This is a genomic window from Rhodococcus sp. AG1013 (assembly GCF_003350365.1).
Taxonomy (GTDB): Bacteria; Actinomycetota; Actinomycetes; order Mycobacteriales; family Mycobacteriaceae; genus Prescottella.
In genome coordinates this window covers 1-21,575 of record NZ_QQAT01000019.1, presented here as the reverse complement: position 1 = coordinate 21,575, position 21,575 = coordinate 1, and the positions used below count along the sequence as shown (strand labels likewise).

21 protein-coding genes are annotated in these 21,575 nt (G+C 68.3%); 8 read left to right on the top strand and 13 right to left on the bottom strand.

Going from position 1 to position 21,575, the window contains the following annotated elements:
* Positions 1 to 117: 117 nt before the first annotated feature.
* Entirely contained in the window at positions 118 to 2,289 is a 2,172-nt protein-coding gene (locus DEU38_RS20655) for a phosphocholine-specific phospholipase C (protein ID WP_258558067.1), read from the bottom strand.
* Positions 2,290 to 2,460: 171 nt separating this feature from the next.
* Between DEU38_RS20655 and DEU38_RS20650 the strand changes: the two genes are divergently transcribed.
* From DEU38_RS20650 to DEU38_RS20640, 3 genes are all read left to right on the top strand, one after another.
* Positions 2,461 to 2,892, top strand: a complete 432-nt coding sequence (locus DEU38_RS20650) for a DoxX family protein (protein ID WP_114723281.1) — start codon at positions 2,461 to 2,463, stop codon at positions 2,890 to 2,892.
* Positions 2,893 to 3,026: 134 nt separating this feature from the next.
* Positions 3,027 to 3,407, top strand: a complete 381-nt coding sequence (locus DEU38_RS20645; RefSeq protein ID WP_114723280.1) for a DUF3054 domain-containing protein — start codon at positions 3,027 to 3,029, stop codon at positions 3,405 to 3,407.
* Positions 3,408 to 3,440: 33 nt separating this feature from the next.
* On the top strand, positions 3,441 to 4,913 hold the full coding sequence (locus tag DEU38_RS20640) for a peptide MFS transporter (protein ID WP_114723279.1): 1,473 nt from the start codon (positions 3,441 to 3,443) through the stop codon (positions 4,911 to 4,913).
* Positions 4,914 to 4,922: 9 nt separating this feature from the next.
* On the opposite strand, the gene DEU38_RS20635 is transcribed toward DEU38_RS20640, so the two are convergent.
* The 4 genes from DEU38_RS20635 to DEU38_RS20620 form a co-directional block, all read right to left on the bottom strand.
* Positions 4,923 to 5,471 (bottom strand): hypothetical protein, encoded by a 549-nt coding sequence (locus tag DEU38_RS20635; protein WP_114723278.1) that lies wholly within the window; start codon positions 5,469 to 5,471, stop codon positions 4,923 to 4,925.
* An 80-nt stretch (positions 5,472 to 5,551) separates the two neighbouring features.
* Positions 5,552 to 6,289 carry an SDR family oxidoreductase gene (locus tag DEU38_RS20630; RefSeq protein ID WP_114723277.1) on the bottom strand — a complete coding sequence of 246 codons (738 nt, stop codon included), beginning with the start codon at positions 6,287 to 6,289 and terminating at the stop codon, positions 5,552 to 5,554.
* The gene (locus DEU38_RS20625) at positions 6,286 to 7,317 is read right to left on the bottom strand and encodes a phosphotransferase family protein (protein ID WP_114723276.1); all 1,032 of its coding nucleotides are present in this window, start codon (positions 7,315 to 7,317) and stop codon (positions 6,286 to 6,288) included. Before DEU38_RS20625 ends, DEU38_RS20630 begins: the two co-directional genes overlap by 4 nt.
* Complete coding sequence (locus tag DEU38_RS20620; protein WP_114723275.1) at positions 7,314 to 8,528, bottom strand: acyl-CoA dehydrogenase family protein; 1,215 nt, start codon at positions 8,526 to 8,528, stop codon at positions 7,314 to 7,316. The genes DEU38_RS20625 and DEU38_RS20620 overlap by 4 nt, the downstream gene beginning before the upstream one ends.
* A gap of 176 nt (positions 8,529 to 8,704) precedes the next feature.
* Here DEU38_RS20620 and DEU38_RS20615 point away from each other — a divergent pair, with 176 nt between their 5' ends.
* Entirely contained in the window at positions 8,705 to 9,763 is a 1,059-nt protein-coding gene (locus DEU38_RS20615) for a M48 family metallopeptidase (RefSeq protein ID WP_114723274.1), read from the top strand.
* Positions 9,764 to 9,778: 15 nt separating this feature from the next.
* On the opposite strand, the gene DEU38_RS20610 is transcribed toward DEU38_RS20615, so the two are convergent.
* On the bottom strand, positions 9,779 to 10,414 hold the full coding sequence (locus DEU38_RS20610) for a TetR/AcrR family transcriptional regulator (protein WP_114723273.1): 636 nt from the start codon (positions 10,412 to 10,414) through the stop codon (positions 9,779 to 9,781).
* Positions 10,415 to 10,560: 146 nt separating this feature from the next.
* On the opposite strand from DEU38_RS20610, the gene DEU38_RS20605 reads away from it, so the two are divergent.
* Positions 10,561 to 11,493 (top strand): VOC family protein, encoded by a 933-nt coding sequence (locus DEU38_RS20605; protein WP_114723272.1) that lies wholly within the window; start codon positions 10,561 to 10,563, stop codon positions 11,491 to 11,493.
* A gap of 11 nt (positions 11,494 to 11,504) precedes the next feature.
* Here DEU38_RS20605 and DEU38_RS20600 read toward each other — a convergent pair whose 3' ends face one another.
* The 3 genes from DEU38_RS20600 to DEU38_RS20590 form a co-directional block, all read right to left on the bottom strand.
* Complete coding sequence (locus DEU38_RS20600; protein ID WP_114723271.1) at positions 11,505 to 11,969, bottom strand: MarR family winged helix-turn-helix transcriptional regulator; 465 nt, start codon at positions 11,967 to 11,969, stop codon at positions 11,505 to 11,507.
* Between the two features lie 57 nt (positions 11,970 to 12,026).
* On the bottom strand, positions 12,027 to 13,709 hold the full coding sequence (locus DEU38_RS20595; protein ID WP_114723270.1) for an NTF2-like N-terminal transpeptidase domain-containing protein: 1,683 nt from the start codon (positions 13,707 to 13,709) through the stop codon (positions 12,027 to 12,029).
* Between the two features lie 142 nt (positions 13,710 to 13,851).
* The gene (locus tag DEU38_RS20590) at positions 13,852 to 15,615 is read right to left on the bottom strand and encodes a penicillin-binding transpeptidase domain-containing protein (protein ID WP_114723269.1); all 1,764 of its coding nucleotides are present in this window, start codon (positions 15,613 to 15,615) and stop codon (positions 13,852 to 13,854) included.
* 107 nt (positions 15,616 to 15,722) lie between these two features.
* Here DEU38_RS20590 and DEU38_RS20585 point away from each other — a divergent pair, with 107 nt between their 5' ends.
* On the top strand, positions 15,723 to 16,310 hold the full coding sequence (locus tag DEU38_RS20585; protein ID WP_114723268.1) for a hypothetical protein: 588 nt from the start codon (positions 15,723 to 15,725) through the stop codon (positions 16,308 to 16,310).
* A gap of 89 nt (positions 16,311 to 16,399) precedes the next feature.
* Here the strand turns inward: DEU38_RS20585 and DEU38_RS28610 are convergent, their stop codons facing one another.
* Entirely contained in the window at positions 16,400 to 16,636 is a 237-nt protein-coding gene (locus tag DEU38_RS28610; RefSeq protein ID WP_174913336.1) for a hypothetical protein, read from the bottom strand.
* A 7-nt stretch (positions 16,637 to 16,643) separates the two neighbouring features.
* Between DEU38_RS28610 and DEU38_RS20580 the strand changes: the two genes are divergently transcribed.
* On the top strand, positions 16,644 to 17,645 hold the full coding sequence (locus DEU38_RS20580; RefSeq protein WP_181818873.1) for an alpha/beta hydrolase: 1,002 nt from the start codon (positions 16,644 to 16,646) through the stop codon (positions 17,643 to 17,645).
* 4 nt (positions 17,646 to 17,649) lie between these two features.
* Positions 17,650 to 18,048 carry a YbaB/EbfC family nucleoid-associated protein gene (locus DEU38_RS20575; protein ID WP_114723266.1) on the top strand — a complete coding sequence of 133 codons (399 nt, stop codon included), beginning with the start codon at positions 17,650 to 17,652 and terminating at the stop codon, positions 18,046 to 18,048.
* A gap of 187 nt (positions 18,049 to 18,235) precedes the next feature.
* On the opposite strand, the gene DEU38_RS20570 is transcribed toward DEU38_RS20575, so the two are convergent.
* From DEU38_RS20570 to DEU38_RS20560, 3 genes are all read right to left on the bottom strand, one after another.
* Positions 18,236 to 19,561, bottom strand: a complete 1,326-nt coding sequence (locus DEU38_RS20570; protein WP_114723265.1) for a YncE family protein — start codon at positions 19,559 to 19,561, stop codon at positions 18,236 to 18,238.
* A 485-nt stretch (positions 19,562 to 20,046) separates the two neighbouring features.
* The gene (locus DEU38_RS20565; RefSeq protein WP_114723264.1) at positions 20,047 to 20,589 is read right to left on the bottom strand and encodes a hypothetical protein; all 543 of its coding nucleotides are present in this window, start codon (positions 20,587 to 20,589) and stop codon (positions 20,047 to 20,049) included.
* Positions 20,590 to 20,797: 208 nt separating this feature from the next.
* Entirely contained in the window at positions 20,798 to 21,397 is a 600-nt protein-coding gene (locus DEU38_RS20560) for a hypothetical protein (protein WP_114723263.1), read from the bottom strand.
* Positions 21,398 to 21,575: the final 178 nt, after the last annotated feature.

Below are 21,575 nucleotides of genomic sequence, written 5' to 3'. Positions count from 1 at the left end.
GAACTCGGCGCCCTGGCGCGCTACACCGCCCGAAAGCCGATGAAAGCCGATGAAAGCCGAAGGAATGTAGGGCATTACACGGCGTGACCAAGCTGCCGTGGCGGGTGCGCTCCTGCCTCAGGACCCCGGGAACGGGATCGGCAACGTGCTCGACCCGGTCACGGGTGCCGGCGGCTGCGGCAGCAGCGTGAGGTCGCCGGTCGCGGCTACCTCGACGGGGTCCTGACTGACACTGTCGGCACCGTTCTCGAGGTGTCCCATCCAGCGGCGCCGGAACGACGGATCCTCGTCGACGGTGAAAGACGCGTCGTACCAGCCGTGCCGTGACGGCACGCTCCACGACCCCGGCTCCCCCGGCGCCAGTCGGCCGGCGCCCGCGGGGAGCCGCACCGTGAGGTCCGTGTCGCCGTGGTTCACCGCGGTCACCGTCAGCGTTCGGGTGCCGGCGTCGACGGTGGTCCGCATGTCCAACCGCGCTGCGGGCCCGTCGACCGATCCGCCGAACTCGCGACGGAAACCGTTGGGGCCGATCATCGTCAGGTCGTAGCGCTCGCCGCTGACCGTGACGGTGTCGCTGTGGTCGCCGAGCACGTCGAAGTGCCGGGGCAGCTCGAACTCACCCGCGTACGGGTACAGCGCGAGGTGGACGCTCTCGGCTCCGGTGTTGCGCATCCGGACGGTCAGCGACCGCACCTCCGGATCGAGAGCGACGTCGGCGTCCGGCTGATATGGCAATGCGCGAGCGGGCCGGGTCCCGCTCTCCTGCACCGGCATCCGCTGCTGCTCGGGCGGGGCGGGCTTCCACCGCGGGGTGAGCGGCGGAGCGGGCGGCGGTGGCGTGAGCGACGGCCGGGCACGCGGGTTGTCGAAGTCGAACGCCGACGTCAGGTCGCCGGCGACGGTGCGCCGCCACCCACTGATCTCCGGCTGCGTGAACCCGAACCGCCGCTCCAGGAACTGGGTGACCGATGTGTGGTCGAATACCTGCGAGCACACGTAGCCGCCGACGGTCCACGGCGAGATCACCGTCATCGGCACGCGCGGCCCGAGGCCCAGTGGCTTGTCGCCCACGTACTCGTCGGTGACGTCCCGCGGCGGCAACGGCGGCGGCACGTGGTCGTAGTAGCCGTCGTTCTCGTCGAAGTTGAGCAGGACCGCCGTCTTCGACCAGGTGTCGGGGTCGGAGGCGATCGCGTCGAGCACCTTGTAGACCAGGCTCGCGCTGGACGCCGGGGACGACACCATCGGGTGCTCGCAGTCCACCGCCGACGGCACCAGGTACGACACCTGCGGCAACGCGGCGGCCTCGACGTCGGCGCGGAACACGTCCGCGAGCGTGCCGGGCCGCTCGCGGCGCAGTGCGCGGTCGTACAGGCGACGGTCCGGTCCGTCGAGTCGTGCCACGCCCTCGTCGAGGCACCGGAGCAACTGGTTCTGCACGTCCACCGGCAGCAGTGGCAGCGCGACGTAGAGCGCCGCGAGCGTCGGGAACTGGTAGGGCACCAGGACGGGATGCCCGAGCAGCGCGTGCACGATCTGTTCGAACCGGACGAAGTACTCGAGGTTGTTGTCGGTGAAGTTGTCCCACTCCTGGTAGGTCCGCCAGCTCACGCCGGCCGTCTCGAGCCGTTCGGGCACCGTCGTCCACGTGTAGCCGCCGTGCCACGGCATGTACGAGTCGTTGGTGACCGCGCGGGAACCGTCGGCCTCGAATCCGGTGTAGCCGCTGATCCAGTAGTTGCGGTTGGGTGCGGTCGAGGTGGGTACCGAGCAGTGGTAGGCGTCGCACACCGTGAAGGACTCGGCGAGTTCGAACTGGAACGGGATGTCGAGCCGGTCGTAGTGCGCCATCGTGGCGGCGGTCTTGGCGGGGATCCAGCCGTCGTGCCAGCCGCCCTCGACGGCCGCCTGCCCGCCTGCCCACTCGTGGTCGAGCGCGTCCACGTTCTGGGTGTCCATTCGCTGCGCGCCCGCCGCGTCCCCGATCCGGTACGGCACCACCACGGAGTCCCGGTCGGGCTGCTCGTACACGGTCCGCCCGGTGCGCAGCGTCAGCGCGTTGGGATCACCGAAGCCGCGCACACCCCGGAGGGTGCCGAAGTAGTGGTCGAAGGCGCGATTCTCCTGCATCAAGAGTACGACGTGTTCGATCGACTCCAGGCCGCCCGGCGGGACCGGCGAGGCGAGGGCCGCCTGCAACGACGGCGGCAGGAGCGATCCCGCCGCGGCGGCGCCGACGGCACCCGCACCCACTCTCATGAACCGGCGGCGAGACATCTCGAACGTCACTGAACCTCCTGAACAGGCGAATCGGACGCAGTTGCGGGGAGGTTATCGAAGCGGTGAGCGGCCCGGAGCCGAATTCACCGCATCCGCGATGAGTTTCGAGCGGGCGCCCGGTCTGTACGGCAAAAGGCTCCGCGCATCGGGCGCGGGGCGGCCCGAGGAACGGAGCTCGCCATGACCGCTGCAGTCCCCCACACCCGCACCGTCCCCAGCACCGCCGCCGTGTCGTCGCGGGCCCGCCTCATCGGACTCGTCGTCACCGGCCTGGTCGTGGCGTTCCTGCTGTTCGACGCCGGCATCCATCTGGCGAACATCCAACCGGTCCGCGACTCGATGGCGGAGTACGGCTTCCCCGACTACGCGCCCTACATCATGGGTGTGGTGATGCTCGTGTGCCTGGCGCTGTACCTGGTGCCGGTCACGTCGATTCTCGGCGCCGTGCTGCTCACCGGTTATCTCGGCGGGGCGGTCGCGTGCAACATCCTCACCGAACAGTCGCTGCTCTCGACGATCCTGTCCCCGGTGTACGTCGGAATCTTCGTGTGGGGCGGGCTGTACCTGCGTGACGCGCGGGTCCGCGCGATCATGCCGCTCGTCCGCGACTGACGCCGACCGTGGCCGCGCCGTCCGCGGTCACGACGCCTGATCCGCCCCGGTTGCCCTGCTCGGCGAGGGCAACCGGGGCGCGCTTTCCGCCGGGTCCGTCGTGACGGATCCGGCGTCGGCATAGGCTGGTCGTCGTGAAGAAGTACGTCCCCGCCGCCGTAGTCGACATTGTGCTGGTCCTCGCGTTCGCCGCGGCGGGCCGCAGCAGTCACGAGGAGGCCGTTCTCAGTGGGTTGCTCACCACGGCGTGGCCGTTCCTGGTCGGCCTGGCTGTCGGATGGCTGATCACGTTCCTGCTCTACCGCGACAAGTTCGACGCCGTGCTGGCTTTCCCGACCGGCGTCATCGTGTGGGTCTCGACGCTGGTGCTCGGCATGCTGTTGCGAGTGGTCAGCGATCAGGGCACCGCCTTCTCGTTCATCCTCGTCGCCGCGTCGTTCCTTGGCCTGTTCCTCATCGGCTGGCGGGCGATCTACCAAACAGTCAGGCGGCGGCGCACCCTCAGCGGACTCTGAGGCCGCGTGACGCAGGATGAATCGGGGGCTCCGATGACTTCGAAGGTCGAACCGCATTCCGGAAGAACCGATTCCGATCGGGGGTTCTTCGGACAGCCGTTCGCGTTGGCCAACCTGTTCGGCGTGGAGATGTGGGAACGCTTCTCCTTCTACGGCATGCAGGGCATCCTGCTGTACTACCTGTACTACGAGGCGGACCAGGGCGGCTTGGGCCTCGACAAGGCCGCCGCCACGAGCATCGTCGGCGCCTACGGCGGCACGGTCTACCTGTCCACGATCGTCGGGGCGTGGATCGCGGACCGAATACTGGGATCCGAGCGGACGCTCTTCTACAGCGCGTGTCTGATCATGTTGGGCCACATCAGCCTGGCCGTACTTCCCGGGCTCGCCGGGGTCGGCGTCGGACTCGTGTTGATCGCGTTCGGCAGCGGCGGCCTCAAGGCGAACGCGACCTCCCTCGTCGGCGATCTGTACGCCCCGGACGACGAGCGTAGGGATGCGGGCTTCTCGATCTTCTACATGGGCATCAACCTGGGTGGCCTGATCGGTCCGCTGCTGACCGGGTGGGCGCAGACGAACTGGGGATTCCACGTCGGCTTCGCCCTCGCCGCGGTGGGTATGGCGCTCGGCCTGATCCAGTACACGTTGGGGCGCAAGCGTCTACGCGGGATCGGCGACAGCGCGCCCAATCCCCTGCCTGTAGCCGACCGCCCCCGGGTGATGGTGCTCACCATCGTGGTTCTAGTCGTCGTCGCGGCCCTGTCCCTGACGGGCGTGATCACGACCGGCAACCTCTCGGAGATCGTCGTCGCGCTGACCATCGTCGCGGCCGTCGCGTACTTCGCGGTGATCCTCACGAGCAGTCGGATCACCGGGACCGAGCGCAGCCGGGTGTTCGCATTCATCCCGATGTTCATTGCGAGCGCCGCGTTCTGGTCGCTGTTCCAGCAGCAGTTCACGACCGTGGCGATCTACGCCGACAAGAGACTGGACCGCAACCTGTTCGGTTGGGAGTTCCCGCCCACCTGGGTGCAGTCGATCAACCCCGTGTTCATCATCATCTTCGCCGGGGTGTTCGCGGCGGCGTGGACCAAACTCGGTTCCCGCCAGCCGTCGTCGCCGATCAAGTTCGCGCTCGGCACCGGCATCATGGGCGTCGCGTTCCTGTGCTTCATCCCGATGTCCGGCGGAGGCGCCAACAGCGCACCGCTGTTGGGCCTCGCCGGCATCCTGCTGCTGTTCACCTTCGCCGAACTGCTGCTGTCCCCCGTCGGACTGTCGCTGTCCACCAAGCTGGCCCCCGCGGTGTTCCACACGCAGATGGTGGCGCTGTTCTTCCTGTCGGTGGCCCTGGGCTCGAGCCTCGCCGGCACCCTCTCGGGCTACTACGACGAGAGCAACGAGGTGCCGTACTTCGCCACGGTCGGACTGGCGTCCATCGGCATCGGTGTCCTGCTGGCGATCCTGTCGCCGTGGATCCGGAAGCTGATGCGCGGCGTGCACTGACCGCCGTCGTCACAACACGGTGCCGTCGACGGGTTCGATCTCCACGCAATACCAGTCGACGCTCTCACCCCGCCCGGCGTCGAAGGTCTGGACCCGGTCCCACGGCGGCACGGACCGGAACCGCAGCGACCCGGATCGCAGACTGGCGCCGTCGTACCATCCGGGTCGGCTGGGGGTCCGGTAGGGCCGGACCAGAACACCGGTGCGGACGATCCGGCCGCGAACCTTCGATCGGAGCCGGGACGTCGCCCAGGCGTAACGGTCGAACATCGGGGTCCCGGACAGCAGGACCGCGGACCCCGCCCCGTCCCGGGCCTTCGCCAACACCGATCCCAGTGCCCCCAGGTCGAGGACGCAATGCGGACCGTCGTCGTCTCCGACGACGCCTGCGACATCGGTGGAGAGAATTTCGCCGGGAAGGGGGCTGTCCTGGATCTCGGTGCCGGCGTCGAACCAGACGGCCGAGCCCTCGATCACGTCGCCGACACGCAGTGCGTCGTAGCCGGGTTCGAGGTCGACGAGCATCCACAGGGTCCGACGCGCGTCGGTTGTCATCATCGCTCCCCGCGCACTCGGAAGATCCGATGGTCGACGCCATCGGGCGCGGGGTCACCTACCGGCGACGATACCCACTCCCGTCAGGCCTCGTACCCCGATGTGCCCGCCCGGCTCAGCACCAGCTTCGACAGCACCGCCCGGTCCGACAGGCGCAGCACGACGTCGGCCAGTTCGACGACGTCGTTCACCGTCAGCATCGTCTCGGCCGGGATGCGGTCCTTGGTCCACTCCGACATGTCGGTGTCGACGTAGGCCGGGGCGATCGCGGTCCCGGCGATCCCGTTGCCGGACTCCTCCAGGTTGAGGGTCTCGACGAGCGAGATCAGCGCGGCCTTGGTCGCCCCGTACACCGCGAGGTTCGCTTCCGCGTACACGCCCGTGATGGACGAGATGGCAACCACTTTCGCGCCTCGGCCGGGATTGTCGGCAGCGCCCTTGCGCAGCAGCGGCACCGACCGTTGCAGCAACGCGAAGGGAGCCGCGAAGTTCACGGCGACGGTCTTGTCGAACCGCCGCATCGGAAACTCCGCGACGGCCCCAGCGGTGCCCACGCCGGCGTTGAGGACGAGCGCGCGCATCGACCCGAACCGGTCCTCGTGTGCCCCCGCGATCGACGCGGCCGCCTCGGGATCGGCCATGTCCGCGGCGACGGCCACGACGTCGGGTGCCCCCGCCGCCCGCAGGTCCGCGGCGACCGCGTCGAGGCGCGACTGGTCCCGGGCGGTGACGGTGAGGGCGTAGCCCTGGCCCGCGAGACGCTGCGCGATGCCCAACCCGATGCCGCGGGACGCTCCGGTGATCAGTGCACTGTTGGTCATCGTGTTCCCTCTCCCAGGGCAGCGAGACCGGCCGCGACCAGCGGCGGTACGGCCTCGTGCGCCTGCGCGAATCCCTCTCCCGTGGTGGCGCCCTCACGGTGGCGATGCGTGATGCCCTCGGCGATCACCGCCAGTTTGAAGTTCGCGAGCCCCAGGTAGAACGACCAGTGGTCGATGGCCCTGCCGGTGGTGGTGGCGTACTTCTGCGCGAGGTCGTCGGTGGACGGCAGCCTGGTGCTCGTCCACGCGGCGGGTTCGCCGAGGATGACGTCGAGCGCGGGATGCCGGTAGACGCACATCTGGGCCAGATCGGAGAGCGGGTCGCCGAGTGTCGACATCTCCCAGTCCACCACCGCCACAACTCGTCCGGGATCGTCGGTGGCGACGAGGGTGTTGTCGATCCGGTAGTCGCCGTGCACGATCGCGGACTGCGACGTGGCCGGGATGGCGTCCGCGAGCAGTCCGTGCAGCCGTTCCAGGTCCGGCAGTTCGCGGGTCTTGACCCGCTCCCACTGCCGCGCCCACAGCGCGACCTGCCGGGTCAGATACCCGTCGGGCCGACCGAACTTCTCGAGACCCACCGCCCGGTAGTCCACATCGTGCAGCGCCGCGAGCACTCGCACCAGTTCGTCGGTGCACGAGGCGATCTCGACGTCGCTCAGGGTCGCGAGATCGTCGACGGTCCGGATCACCCGGCTGTCGACGAATCCGGTGACCGCGAACGGGGCGCCCATCACCGACTCGTCCTCGCACAGCACCACGGTGGGCGCCACCGGCACCGGCGAGTCCTGCAGTGCGGCGCACACACGGTACTCCCGCGCGACGTCGTGCGCCGACGGCGTCAGGCCCGCGGTCGGGGGCCGCCGCAGCACCCACTGCGACGCGTCGTCGAACACCCGGTAGGTGAGGTTCGACTTGCCCCCGGAGATCAGTTCGGCACGAAGATCACCGGTGGTGGACACCTCGGACTCGGCGAAGAACCGTTGCAGTGCAACCAGGTCCAGCCCATCCAGCCGCGCCGCGGTCACGACCGGCCTTCCTCGCGGGCGGCACGCTTCGCCTTGCCCACGGCGCGCTTGGCCAGTGCCCAGCGGTGCACCTCGGACGGACCGTCGTAGACACGGAACGGACGCACCTCGCGGGACAGACGGGCCAGCGGCAGATCGCCGGACACGCCCATGCCGCCGCACATCTGGATCGAGCGGTCGACGATCCGGAAGATCGCCTCGGATCCGAAGGCCTTCGCGATCGAGGTCGAGTCCGACGCGGTCTCCCCGCGGTCGAGTTCCCAGCATGCGCTGACCAGCAGGGCGCGCGTGGCGGCGATGTCGATCTCGTTGTCGGCGACCATCTTCTGGATCATGCCGAGATCGCCGAGCCGGGACCCGAAGCCCTCACGCTTCGCGACGTACGCGACCGCGACGTCGTGCCCGCGGCGCGCCGCGCCGAGCCACCGCATCACGTGCGTCATGCGGGCGGGGCCGAGCCGGACCTGTGCGTAGGCGAAGCCCTCGTCGACGGCACCCAGGACGGCCTCGTCCGGCACGAACAGATCCTCGAAGAACACCTCGCAGTGGCCGCCGATCATCGCGCGGTCGAGCGTGTCGATGTGCCGACCCACCCGGATTCCCGGCGCGGACGCGGGCGCGAGGAACATCGTCGCGCCGCCGCGGTCACCGGGCGCTCCGGACGTGCGTGCCATGATGATGAAGAAGCCGGCACCGTCCGCACCGGTGATGAACCACTTGTGGCCGTTGATCTTCCATCCGCCCGGCGCCTTCTCGGCGCGCGTCGTCAGCGCCGCGGGGTCGGAGCCCGCGCCCGGCGCGGGTTCGGTCATCGCGAATGCCGAGCGCACCTCGCCGCGAGCGAGCGGCCCCAGGAACTGCTCCTTCTGCGCCGCGTCCGCGACGTGTGCGAGCAGGTGCACGTTGCCCTCGTCGGGCGCCCCGATGTTCAGGGCCGTCGGCCCGAACAGCGAGTACCCGCCGGCCTCGAACACCGGCGCGCGATCGCTCATGTCGAGACCGAGACCGCCGTATTCGACGGGCGCGTGCGGGGCCAGCAGCCCCCGCCCCTTCGCCTCGGCCTGGAGTTCGACGCGCAACGCGTCGCCTCCGGCCGCGGTGATATCGCCACTATGGGCATCCTCGATCGGCAGGACCACGTCCCGCACGAACTCGCTGGTGCGCTCGATGAGCGCATCCACCTCGGGCGAGTACGACAGATCAACAGCCACGCCACACCTCCGACTACCGGCTACTACCTTACGACCGAGCGATCGCTCGGTCGGTCTGGATTACGGTCGCACAGCGACAACTCCCCGTCAAGCCCCGACCCACCGTCGTACCGAATCGAACCCGACAAACCGACCAGTCGCTACTGTGGTGGACGACCATCGACGAGGAGGACGATGTGACCACCAGCCCGGATCGCACGCGAATCGAGTTCCCCGGCATCAGCTCGCGCGCGTGGGAGCACCCCGCGGACCGTGCAGCTCTTGTCACACTGCGCACCCTGAAGGGTTTCGACACCATCGTGCGCACGTTGTCGGGGTTGCTGCAGGAACGGCAGCACCGCCTGATGTACCTCGCCACCTCGATCCGCGTCGACGAACGGCAGTTCCCGGATCTTCACGACCTACTACGTGACTGCGTCGAGATACTGGGGGCCGAGGAGACGCCCGAGCTGTTCGTCCTGCAGTCCCCGGCGGTCAATTCGTTCACGATCGGCATGGACAAGCCGTTCATCGTGGTGACCACCGGGCTGCTCGATGTCATGAACTACGAGGAACAGCGCTTCGTCATCGGCCACGAGCTGGGTCACGCGCTGTCCGGGCACGCGGTGTACCGCACCATCCTGCTGCACCTGATGCGGCTGGCCGGCACCATCGGCTGGGTCCCGGTCGGCGGTTGGGCCCTGCGAGCGATCATCGCGGGGCTGATGGAGTGGCAGCGCAAGTCGGAACTGTCGGGCGATCGGGCGGGCCTGCTCTGCAGTCAGGACGTGCACACCGCGTTGCGGGTCCAGATGAAGCTGGCCGGCGGTTCGCGGGTCAGCGAGATCGACCCCGACGCCTTCCTCGCGCAGGCCGTCGAGTACGACGCGAGCGGCGACCTGCGCGACGGCGTCCTCAAGCTGCTGAACATCGAACTGCTGTCCCACCCGTTCTCGGTGCTCCGGGCGGCCGAGCTGAAGCGGTGGGTGGACGACGGCGAGTACGCGCAGGTTCTGCGCGGCGAGTACCCGCACCGATCGACGGACGACGATGCCCGGATCGGCGACGAGTTCCGCAATGCCGCCAAGACCTACAAGCAGAACTTCGATCAGTCCGACGACCCGCTGATCCGCGTCCTGCGTGACGTCGGCAGCGGGCTCGGCGACGCCGTCGGTGCCGTCGGGCACGGCGTCGGCGAGGTCGCGGCCGACATCAAGGAACGATTCTCACACTGGCGCAGAGGCTCCGGCGACTGACCCGTACACCATCTCCTACTCGGCGACCGGCGCCGACGAGCAATCGGCGCCGACCGCGCCCCGGGCGATCGCGCTGTAGCGCTCGACCACCTCGTCGGGGCTGAGCGGTCCGTCGGGCCGGTACCAGCTGGCGACCGCGACACAGAGCGTGGCGACGGCGCGGCTCGCGTCGCCCGGGTAGGGGGTGTCGAAGTCGCCGGCCTGCACCCCGGCCAGGATGACGGCGTCGAGCATCCGCTGCTGTTCGTCACGCATCGCGACGTACTCGGCGCGGCCTTCCGGCTCCATGCTGCGCATCTCGGTGGAGGCGACGAACGCCTGCTCGCGCCGGAACATGTGGAAGCGCAACAGCGATTCGACGACGGCGTCGAACTGCTCGCGCGGCAACGGCCCCGCCTCGGCGAGCGCCCGCCGGCTGCGGTCGAGCAGGTCCGTCATGATCACCTCAGTCAGCGCCACCAGCATCGACTGCTTCGACGGGTAGTGGTGGTACAGCCCCGGCACCGACAGCCCGGCCCGCGCGGCGATCTCCCGAATCGACGAACCCTCGTAGCCGCGCTCGGCGAACAGTTCCAGCGCCGCCGCGAGCGGGCCGGGCAGCGCCGCGTCCCCGTAGAGCCGCCACGATCCCGGTGCCACGTCCGATGTCATGCCCCCACCGTATTCACGACGCCCTGCCGTGTGCGACTCCGCCCGGCGCCGACATCCCAAATATTAATTGGGCTTGCCAATGATTGGATTACCCGTGTAACTTCGGCGACCAATCCACTTCCACCGTCCCCGAAGGAGATCGGCCGATGATCCAGGAACTGTCGTACGTCGGAATCGCGTCACCGCGATCGGAGGACTGGCGCGCCTACGGCACACGACAACTCGGCGCGATGCTGACCGACGACGGACCCGACGGCGCGGTCCGGCTCGCGGTGGACGACGTCAGCTACCGGATCGCGGTCCATCCCGGAGAGCAGGACGAATTCCTCTACGCCGGTTGGGGAATGGCGAACGAAACCGATCTGCAAAACTTCGTCGAGAAGCTCGAGACACACGGCGTCGACGTGCACACCGGTGACGCCACTTTGCTCGCCGAGCGACAAGTCGCCGAGCTGTCGTGGTTCGAGGATCCGTGGGGGATCCGGCACGAACTGTCCTGGGGCAAGCTCGCGACCCCCCTGTCGTTCACTCCGGGACGCACCATGCGCGGCGGCTTCGTCACCGGCGATCAGGGCCTCGGACACGTCGTGTTCCAGGTACCGGATCTCGACGAGGCCAACCGGTTCTACGTCGATGTCCTCGGCTTCCGCCTGTCGGACCGCATCGCCACCGATCGGTACACGGTGCGCTTCTACCACGTCAACGGCCGCCATCATTCGCTCGCGCTCGCGGAGCTACCGGGGTATGTCGGGTTCAACCACCTCATGCTCGAGGTCGAGAACATCGACGATCTCGGCACCGCGATCGACCTGCTCGACGAGACGGGAACGGAGGTGATGCAGACACTCGGCCGGCACACGAACGACCTCATGACGTCGATCTACATCAGTTCACCGTCGGGCCTGCAGATCGAATACGGCCACGGGGGCCTGGTCGTCGACGACCTGAGTTGGATTGCCCGCACATACGACCAACCGAGTTACTGGGGACACCGGCGGCCCGCGTCGAGCCGTTCCCGCGTCCCAGGAATCGTCCGGCCGGCCCCGGCGCCAGCCGACGCGAACGCCGCGATTCCGTGAGCCGGGACGGCTCAGTCGCGGCAGCCGGAAGGCTCCTCCAGGTTCGAGATCCAGTCGACGGCCTCGCCGAGAACAGCGCGGTGGCTCGGGGACAGTCCGCCGAACACCGCCTCCTCGACCTCGTCCAGGGCCCGGTCTGCGTCAACCAATGTCGCACGCCCCTGGTCGGTGATGGAGACGATCTGGCGGCGACGATCCTCAGGATCGCGCTCCCGGACAATGTCCTGTGACTTCTGCAGCCCGTCCAGGTAAGCGACGATGTCTCCCGGGTCGAGCACCACCCGTGAAGCAAGTTCCTTCTGGTGGCACGGGCCCAGTTCGTTCAGGATGCTGAGAATCGCGTGCTGGTTGGGAAGCAGACCCACCTCGGACAGCTTCGCGCCGTAGACCTGCCGCACCTTCAGTGCCGACTTCACGAACCCGTATCCGAGTCTGTCCGCGAGCGGCGGCGTCTCGGAACGGCGTGTGGATGGCATGGGGCGAGTATAGAGAGCAGAGCAGCCATCCCTATCGGCTCACTTCACTCACTTCACTCACTTCTGGATGGGCTTGGCGATTTCCTTCATGAGCAGGTCCGTCATCTTCAGTGCCCGATCGCCGCCGTCGGCGTCGGCGACGAACACCGCGAAGGCGAGGTCGCCGCGCGAACCGAAGAACCACCGGTCGCTGTCGTTGCCGGACGCGATCCCGATCAGATCGGGGTACTGCTTGAGGAAGGACGCCGGCCCGGTCTGGACGTTGTCGCGCATCGCGTTCCGCAACTGGTCGTTGACGTTCGCGGGAAGCGCGTCCTCGACGTTCTTCGCGGTGGCCTGCTGGCCCTCGACGATCATCGGCATCGGGGCACTGCCGCGGGCAACGGACGCCGCCACCATCGCGAGACCGAAGGGGCTCACCTGTGGCTCCGAACCGTTCTTCGACTTCATCACCTGGTCGACGCCCGACTGTGACGCGGTGAGCACCGCCGTCTCCGGGTCGAGACCGGGCATCTCGTAGTTCAGGCCGATGCCGAGCTGCCGTCCGGCGCGCTCGAGGTCGTCCTCACTCACGTCCTTCGGGTCGACACCCGCCTGCAGCGCCGCGGCCTTGCGGACCAGATCCACCGAGTTGCCCGCCGGGTAGAGGCTCGAGAACGCGATGGGTCCCTGCTCGATCGCCTGATTGTTCTGCGCGGCAACGACGACCGCACCGGTCGACGGCCGGATCGCGACGATCGCGGAGGGGGTCCCGACGCTGACGACGGCATTCTCCGCCGCCAACTGCAGCTGCGAGTCGATGGTGGCCTTGATGTCCGGCCCGGGAGGGCCCTGGTAGCCCACCTGCTGCTGCATCGCCCCGTCCGGCTCGACGACGTTGACCGCCCAACCGGCGGTGGCGTCGCGGTTCGCCTGCCACACCGTCCGCAGCGGGTCGAGCAGCGGTGTCACGATCCGGCGGTCGGTGGTGATGAGCTTGGGCTGCTTGTCGACGACGACGCCCGGGATGCCCTGGAGATCGCGTTCGAGGTATTGGAAGTCCTGGTCGCGCAACAACACCGCGACCACCCTCTCCCCCGGCTTCTCCGCAAGATCCTTGCGCATCAGGTCCGCGGTCACGAGCGGGGCGACCGGCTCCAGCGCCTTCGCCAACCGATCGGTCGTCGCGACCGGGTCTGGCATCGAGGACGGATCGAGCGTGATCGCGTTGATCGTCTGCTCCGCCATCAAGGGGTTACCCGCGCCGTCGAGCACGCGGGGTGGCGCGGCATCGGTACGGTCGTACCGGACCGTGCGCCCGTGTCCGAGCGCCGGCGCGAGCAGGGTCGGATCCCACGAGACCCGCCAGCCCACCGAGAGCTTCCGGACGCCGCCGTCGACGTAATAGCTCCAGTCCTTGCCCTCGCCGAAGTTCCACGCGGTGTCGACGGTGAAGAATCCGGAATCGCCGTTGAGTTCCATGAACTGCGCGAGGGTCCACGTGGATTCCTTCGCGTCGAGTCCGTCGAACATCTGCTGGATGGATTCCTCGGCCGCGTTCGGGTAGGACGTCAACGACGCTGCGGCCGAGGCGTCCCGATCGTTCAGGGCCTGTACGAATCCGTTCACCACCGACTGCGCGCTCGCGTCGGACTTCTGTCCCACACAGGACACGAGCGCGACGGCCAGGACGGCCACGAGGCCGAGCGGCAGGGCGATCGCACAGCTACGCCGTAGGCGGGGCGAGGCTCGGAAACCCATGGCCACAATCCTCCCTTTTGTCACATGCGTAACAAGCACGGATCGCCTACGAAGAAGTCACGATTGCGCCACTGTCGCCCAGTGCCTATATCTCCCCGTGACCATGCGAGCCCGACTCGAGACCTACCCGACCCCGGTGGAGCTACCGCAGGAAACGTCCGGCAGCGTCCAGCGCGGGGCCCGAACTATCCGCTCCCGCAACGAAAACCGCGAAAGCCAGGTCGTTGTCGATGCCCACGAACCATCCGTGTGAGCCTGTGCCAACACCGTACTCTGCCGTGCCCGTCTTGCCCTCGAGGTTCGGAAGATCGGCCAGAACCCTCGCGGTCCCGTCCGTGACCGTCTCGCGCATCATCGCCCGGAGGTCCTCGCCGACGGTGGCCGGCACCGGCGCCACGCTACGGTCGGCGGCGCCGGGCTGCCCGGCAATGATCATCGGCGCCGGCGTGGAACCGTGGGCGATGGACGCGGCGACCAGCGCCATCCCGAACGGTGACGCCGTCACCTCGCCCTGGCCGATCGCCGACTCGACACGCTCGGCCGGGGTGTCGGCGGACGGCACGGTTCCGGTGACGGTGGTGAGCCCGGGTGTCGTGTAGTCCACGCCCAGACCGAACTGAAGCGCGGCCTGCTGCAGCGCATCCGGTGGCAGCGAGACGGCCAACCGCGCCATCGTCGTGTTGCACGAGTGTGCGAACGCCGAATGCAGCGGCACCGACCCCAGGTCGAAGTTGTCGTCGTTGGGGATCTGGCGGCCCTCGACGTTCTCGGTCCCCGGACAGGGCAGCACGGTATCGGGCGTGACCTTCCCGGCCTGCACCGCGGCCGACGTCGTCACGGTCTTGAACGTCGACCCGGGCGGGTACAGCCCGGTCAGCGCGATCGCCCCCTGCGCGTCGGCCGCGGCGTTCTGCGCGACCGCGAGCACCGCCCCGGTGGACGGCTGCAGCGCCACGATCGCGGCCGGTTGCGCCACGCCCGCGAGCGCGTCCTCGGCCGCGGTCTGCAGCCGCAGGTCCAGCGTCGTGTCGATCATCGGTGCCGGTGCCGCGTCCCGGCCCGCGAGCCGACGCGCCGTCCCGTCCGGGCCGACCATCTGGACCGCCCACCCGGCGGAGGCGTCCTGGCCCGCCTGCCACACGTTCGCGAGGTCACCGAACACCGGCGACGCCAGCGCCCGGTCGACGGTGAGCAGACGCGTCTGCTGCGCCAGGTCCACGCCCGGGATCGCGGACAGCCGGTCTCGGATGGGTGCAATGTCGGATTCCCGCAACGTGATCGCGGTGGTCGGCTTGCCGTCGGCCTTCGCGAGCTCGCCGCGCAGCGACTCCGCGGTGATCGTCGGCACGATCGGGGTGAGCAACGGCGCCACCGCTGCCGGGTCCGCCGACGGCTGTAGATTCACCAGGGTGACCATCTGCTCGGCCATGATCGGCCGGCCGTCGGCGGCGCGCACCTCCGGTGGCCTGCCCGTGGTCGGGGTGAAGCGGACGGTCGAATCGGCACCCAACTCCGGGACGAGCAGCTCAGGAGTCCACGAGAGTTTCTGTTGCCCATCCAGATTCACGAGCGTTCCGTTGGTGGAGTAGGTCCAGTCCCGTCCGTCACCGAAATCCCAGTCGGCCTCGAGCGTGAACGCGTCCCCGCCCGTCGAGACGGTGAAGGAGTGCACCTGTGCGCCCAGTCCGTCGAACATCGCGGTGATCGCGGCGGACGCGGCGGCGGGATCGCTCGTGAGGTCCGCGGCCGCCTGGACGTTGCCGCCCGCGAGCGCGTCGGCGAACTGCTGCTCCGGCGACGGCGCATCGCCGCCACCGCATCCCGCCAGCACGAGGGCGGACACCGCCGCCAGCGCGGTCAGTGACGTTCGGGGGCGCAACGGCAATCGCAAGGGCAATACGGACATGCCCTGATGATGCCCCAGAAACCGACCTCGTGGACGGTGGCGCACGGCCGTGAACGGAGTAATCATGTAATCAGTGCAGCAAGTGGATCGACCCGAGGAGGACGATCATGAGAAGAGCACACGGCCACGGCGGATACGGACCCGGTGGCCGCAGATTCGGAAGGCCCGGCGGCTGGCAGCAGGCCGACGCCCCGGACGCCTCGGACGCCGTCGACTGGTTTGCCGGACGGCTCCCGGACGACTGGTTCGTCGGACCCGCCACCGTCGAGGTGGACCGGGAGGAGATCGTCGTGACCGGCGAACTGCCACCACCCGAGGAAACCGAGGGTGCGGAGAATCCGGCGGCCACGGCGGAGGGCCGGGTCGCCCGGTTCCGCGAATCCACCCGACCCGAACGCATGCAGATCGCCGACGAGGCGGAGGCCCGCTACGGACGAAAGGTTGCGTGGGGTGTCACGATCGGTGATCAACGAATCCTGTTCACGCACCTGGCCGTTCCGGTGATGACACGACTGCGACAGCCCGAACGCAGGGTCCTCGACACTCTCGTCGACGCGGGGGTCGCGCGCTCCCGCTCCGACGCGCTCGCCTGGACCGTGAAACTCGCGGGCCAGCACAGCGAGGAGTGGCTCGCCGAGCTGCGCGAGGCGATGCGCAAGGTCGACGACCTCAGATCGGAGGGGCCGAAGATCTAGTCGAGGCGCGCTCTCGCGGCCCTCGGAGCCGGATTCGTCAATGTTAGTGTGTCGCTTGATTCGTAACCGGGGGGATTATGAGCGTGCCTTTACAGGTCGACGTCGATGCGCTGCGGGGACTGGCGAAGTCCCTGCGCGACATCTCCGCCGACATCGGCGCCATCAGTGTGCCCGCAACTACCGAGATGCCGGGCTTCCGGATCGAGGCCGTCGCACGCGACGCCCAGGCCGCAGTTCTCGATGCCTACAACGGTCTCGGCGAGAGCATCCACTCCATGGCCGAAGCCGCCGACGTCGACGCGACCGGTTACGAAGCCGCCGAGCACGCCTTCCGTGAGCAGCTCACCCGCTCACAGCTACGGCACGACGGTGATCGGGCACGCCGCCAGCGACGGTCACACCCTGGACGCCGATCAGCTCCTGCTCGTCGCGAGCCCGGGGATCGGGGTCTTCGAGGCGACCGAGCTGTCGCTCACCGGCGTCGATCCGAGCCCGACCGGTGACCACGTCTTCGCGACGACCAATGCCCACGATCACATCCGGTTCACGCCCGACCAGGTGCATTTCACGCAACCGATCGACAACGATTTCGGTGCTCGTGTCTTCACCGCCGACGAGGATTCGAAGGGCCCGTGGTGGGCGCTCGGGATCGATCTGGACCTGCACAGCACCTACTGGGACCGCGACAAACCCCGCGTTGAGCAAGATGGGGCAGATCGTCGCCGGGAAGGGAGACGAGGTCGCGTGACACTGCGGACCAGGATCGGCGCTGCCGTCGTGGCGGCAGCTGTCGTGACGACCCTCGCGGCCTGCTCCAGCGACCCCGGGGATGCCGTTGTCGCGCAGCCAACCACCCAGGAGAGGGTCACCATGAGTCCACCACTGACCGAGCGCGAGGCCCGAGCTGCGATCGAGGACCATCTTTCCGGGACCCTCGCGGCCCTGCCCCGACAGATCTCGTTCTCGCTGCAGAACCCCTTCGCCGCGCACGCGAAGTTCACCGGCGGCGGCAGCGTTCCGTGTGACGAGGCAGCGTCCGGGCCCGATGCCGATCTGACGTTCAGCGTCACCTACTGGGTGATCGGGGTTCCGGAGTCCGAGACCGGACGCTATCTGGACGTCTTCCGTGCGGCGTGGCAGCAGCAGGGGTGGAATCCCCTCGCGAACGCCGGCGACGGACCCGAACGGCGTGTCCGGGCCCGGACCCCGGACGGTTACGGGTTCACGGTCACCGACAACGGTCAGGGCATTCTGACGATCGCCGCCTCGTCGCCGTGTTTTCCCGGCGGGACCCGCGACGGGGGATCGATGCCCGCCGACATCACCAATCCGTGACGCGATGATCGACAGTGGATTCGAGGAGTTCGGCGCGAAGGTGCGCCGCGCACAGGACGTGGTGGAGCGGCTCCGCGGCCGGGCCGGCCGGGACGGGGTGACCATCGAGGTCGATGCCGGAAATCGGCTCACCGCAATCGAACTCGCCCCCGAGACGATGCACCTCGGCGCCGATCGCCTCGCCGAGCTGATCCGCAGCACCTTCGCGGGCGCGGTCGCCGACCTGCAACCACGGATGCGACAGGCGCTCGCCGAGGTCACCGATGATCCACAGGTGGCCGGCTTGAACAGATGGATCAGGTCGCAGGGACCCGAAGCCGCCCCACGGCCGTCGTCGTGCCGCGACGACACCGACGAGCCCAGCTACCTGGATCAGCGGGGCGGCAGCATCTTCGAACGCTGATGCACGGAAGCTACGAGCGGTTCTCCCACTAGCGCTGATGTCGGTCGCGCGACGCCGGTCGAATACCGTCCCGTGCAGTGCCAACGACAGGGAGCCGTCCCACTGTGCTGTCGGCGTGAAGGCCTGTGGCCGCCTACCCCGGTCGGGTGGGCGGCCACAGGACGTGAGCGGTGATGGTGCTGGCGGATCAGAATGTCCAGCTCGAGGAACCGACACTGCCGAACGAACCGAACGAACCGGCCGCGGGCGGGGTGGTGTCGGTGATGTCGAGAACGATCGGCAACACGGCAGCATCGCCGATGCCGTTGGTGGCGGTGAGAGTCAATTCGAATCGTCCACTGGTGGTGGGGGTTCCGGAGAGCACCCCGTCCTGCGACAGTGTCAGTCCGTCGGGCAGAGTGCCGGCGAGGACGCTCACGGTGGGGGCGGGCTGCCCGGTGACGGTGAAGGTGTGGCTGTAGGGCTGGCCGATGATTCCCGCGGCCGGGGTTCCGGCGAGGGTGGGGGACTCGTCGATCGCGATGACGGACACCGTGCCACTGCCCTGGTTGGTGACGTAGACGCGGTTGCCGCCGACCGCCACCCCGGACGGATTCGTGCGGACATCGATGGTGTCGATGACCGCGGGCGGGGTCGCGGCGGTGTCGATCACCGACACCGTCCCACTGGTGCGGTCGGTGACGTAGGCGCGGTTGCCGTTGACCGCCACCCCGTACGGATTGGCGCCGACCCTGATGGGTGCGCCGATGACGGCGGGCCGGCTCGCCGCGGTGTCGATCACCGACACCGTGCCACTGCCCTGGTTGGCGACGTAGGCGCGGTTGCCGTTGACCGCCACTCCGTACGGATTGGCGCCGACCCTGATGGGTGCGCCGATGACGGCGGGCGGGATCGCGGCGGTGTCGATCACCGACACGGTGCCGTCGCCCCAGTTGGTGACGTAGGCGCGGGTGCCGTTGACCGCGACCCCGGACGGCGACGCGCCGACCTCGATGATGTCGGCGACCGCGGGCGGGGTCGCGGCGGTGTCGATCACCGACACGGTGCCGGGACCCCAGTTGGTGACGTAGGCGCGGGTGCCGCTGATCGCGACCCCGGACGGCGACGCGCCGACCTCGATGATGTCGATGACCGCGGGCGGGGTCGCGGCGGTGTCGATCACCGACACCGTGCCGTCGCTCTGGTTGGTGATGTAGGCGCGGGTGCCGCTGATCGCCACCCCGACCGGATTCGCGCCGACCTCGATGATGTCGATGACCGCGGGCGGGGTCGCGGCGGTGTCGATCACCGACACCGTGCCGTCGCTCTGGTTGGTGACGTAGGCGCGGGTGCCGCTGATCGCCACCCCGACCGGATTCGCGCCGACCTCGATGGAGTCGGTGACGGTGTCCGCGCCGGCCGGGCCGGCAACCGCGGTGGTCAGGACGGCGGCAACAGCGAACCCGCCGACGGCAAGTGCCGCCGCGCTACGAGACAGTCGCCCACGTGGGCGTAGCCGATCAACGATGGCCATAAGAGGATGTTCCCTTCCAGAGTGGTCCGCACCCCGTGCCGGGCACGCGGCAGCCACCGTCCGACAGCCACCTGGGAAAGAACATAACGGACATCCGTCCAGAAAAAGCCTGCGCCCGGCCCACATCGGCATCGGCAACACCCCAACAGGTCAGCCGCTCGACTCGGGTCACATCGCCAAAGCCCTCGGCTTCAGCCGCGCCACCCTCTACGGCTACATCAACACCCACATGCCGGACCATCGCCGAACAGTGCACGACACTTCCGGCACGCAAATGTCAGAAGCCGACAGCACACGACGGTAAAACGCCAGGTGACAGCGCAGTCCACTTCTGAAACTGACAGCCGATCGACTGACTCACCGGAATCCTGCTCGTCCGACTTCCCCGAGGACCCGAACGCACCTGGCCGGCCGGCGGAAGTGATCACCGCGGACGGGTCGGCAACGCGCGGGCGCAGTTGCGCGCCAACCGATCAGACACGTGGTCACCACTCCAGCGTCTGACCGTCCACTCGAACACGGCCGAAGAACCGCTTCTCTATGTCTGACCCGTTGCGGTTGTAGCCGTTCATGATTTCCGCAAGCTCGCCGGCGAGGGCTCGTAGCGCAGCGCTGACGGTCTCGACACCACCTTCGCCGTCCCATCCCCAATCCCTGGGGACGCCACGAATCGTGATGTCGATATTGGCATCATGCGGCGTCTCCACAGTGAAGCTGATCCCCCGAGGGGCATCGCCGATTGGATCATTGACAGCGACCTGTTCTGGTGCAGCCGCCGCCGGGAACGTCACTCGCGCAAGCGCAATGTCTTCGCGGATCATGTCTGCGATTCGCGACAGACTGGCATGCCGACCCACCCGATCGTGGCGCGCACCGTATGTACGGTCACCGTAGCCGCACTGGGTGCGTGACTTGTTCAGAACTCGCTCGAGCATTCGTTCTGCTGCTGCCCGTTCACTGTCTCCAGTGCGTGGGTGCTCGATCAGAGCTCGCAGGCGCATGATGCGAAGGCTAGCGTTGTCGGCCACCCACGCAGGGTATCGCGCACCTACCTTCGGTGTGCTCAGACCGGATTCCGTGGATCGTATGTGCTTCAACCGCCACCGATCGCAGGCCCGAATGGTGCCCTGTATGACGATCGTTGAACCACGGTCGCCGGGATCGACTCCGGATCGAACGGGTATGGCGAGGCGATCGGGGTGGGGCTCGTGACGTCTCGTCGAGCCCGGGCAGCCGCTAGGGCTGGGGGCTACCGGCCTGCCTGCTGTGCCGGCCGGTCAGCCAGGCTCCCCGGACGAGCATCAGCACGCCCAGAGCGATGCCCCATCCGAGTTCCGAGAGCACGACGCCAACTCCTGACTGGCCGGTGACATCAGTACTGGCGACCGCACTGAACGCGGTCGTGAACCCGGCCGCCGTGCCCGCCGCGGCGGCCAGCCCGCCGGCCACCGCCCAGCGGGAGAGCTGAGCCGAGGCCAGACACAACAGCACCACAGTCACTCCGCAGGCAACCACTTGCCAGGTGGGGAACTGGTTCGGTGCGGGCAGTCCGGGGCCACGGAACTCTCCTCGGTAGTCGGCGGACCAAGTCAACCAGCCCGCACACGACAGGAACCCCAGCACAAACGCCATCAGGCCGGTCGCCCATAGCCCCAACCTGCCACCGCCGGTCTGCATTCCGACCAGATCCCCTCTGCCCGAGGAGTACGCCAGGCCGGCCCGCTCCGACCGCCAAGCGGACCGGATGATGCCCGCACCGAAGATGGTGGGCACACCCACGAAGATGAATTCCATCCAGAGGAACTGCGACCAGGAAAGGTCGAAATCGACTGTCATGGAAGGAGTATGCACGCATACGAACTCCCGATCTCCCTGGCCGGGGCGGACCTCTGGTTTGTTCCGGGTCGGCTCCCGCTAGCTGTACCCGGTCAGGACGTTGGTAGCGGGCGTGTCGGCTTGATGTGAAGAGAACCTCCGAGTGGGGTGTGGCTTGTCTAAGGCCCACATCCGCTCG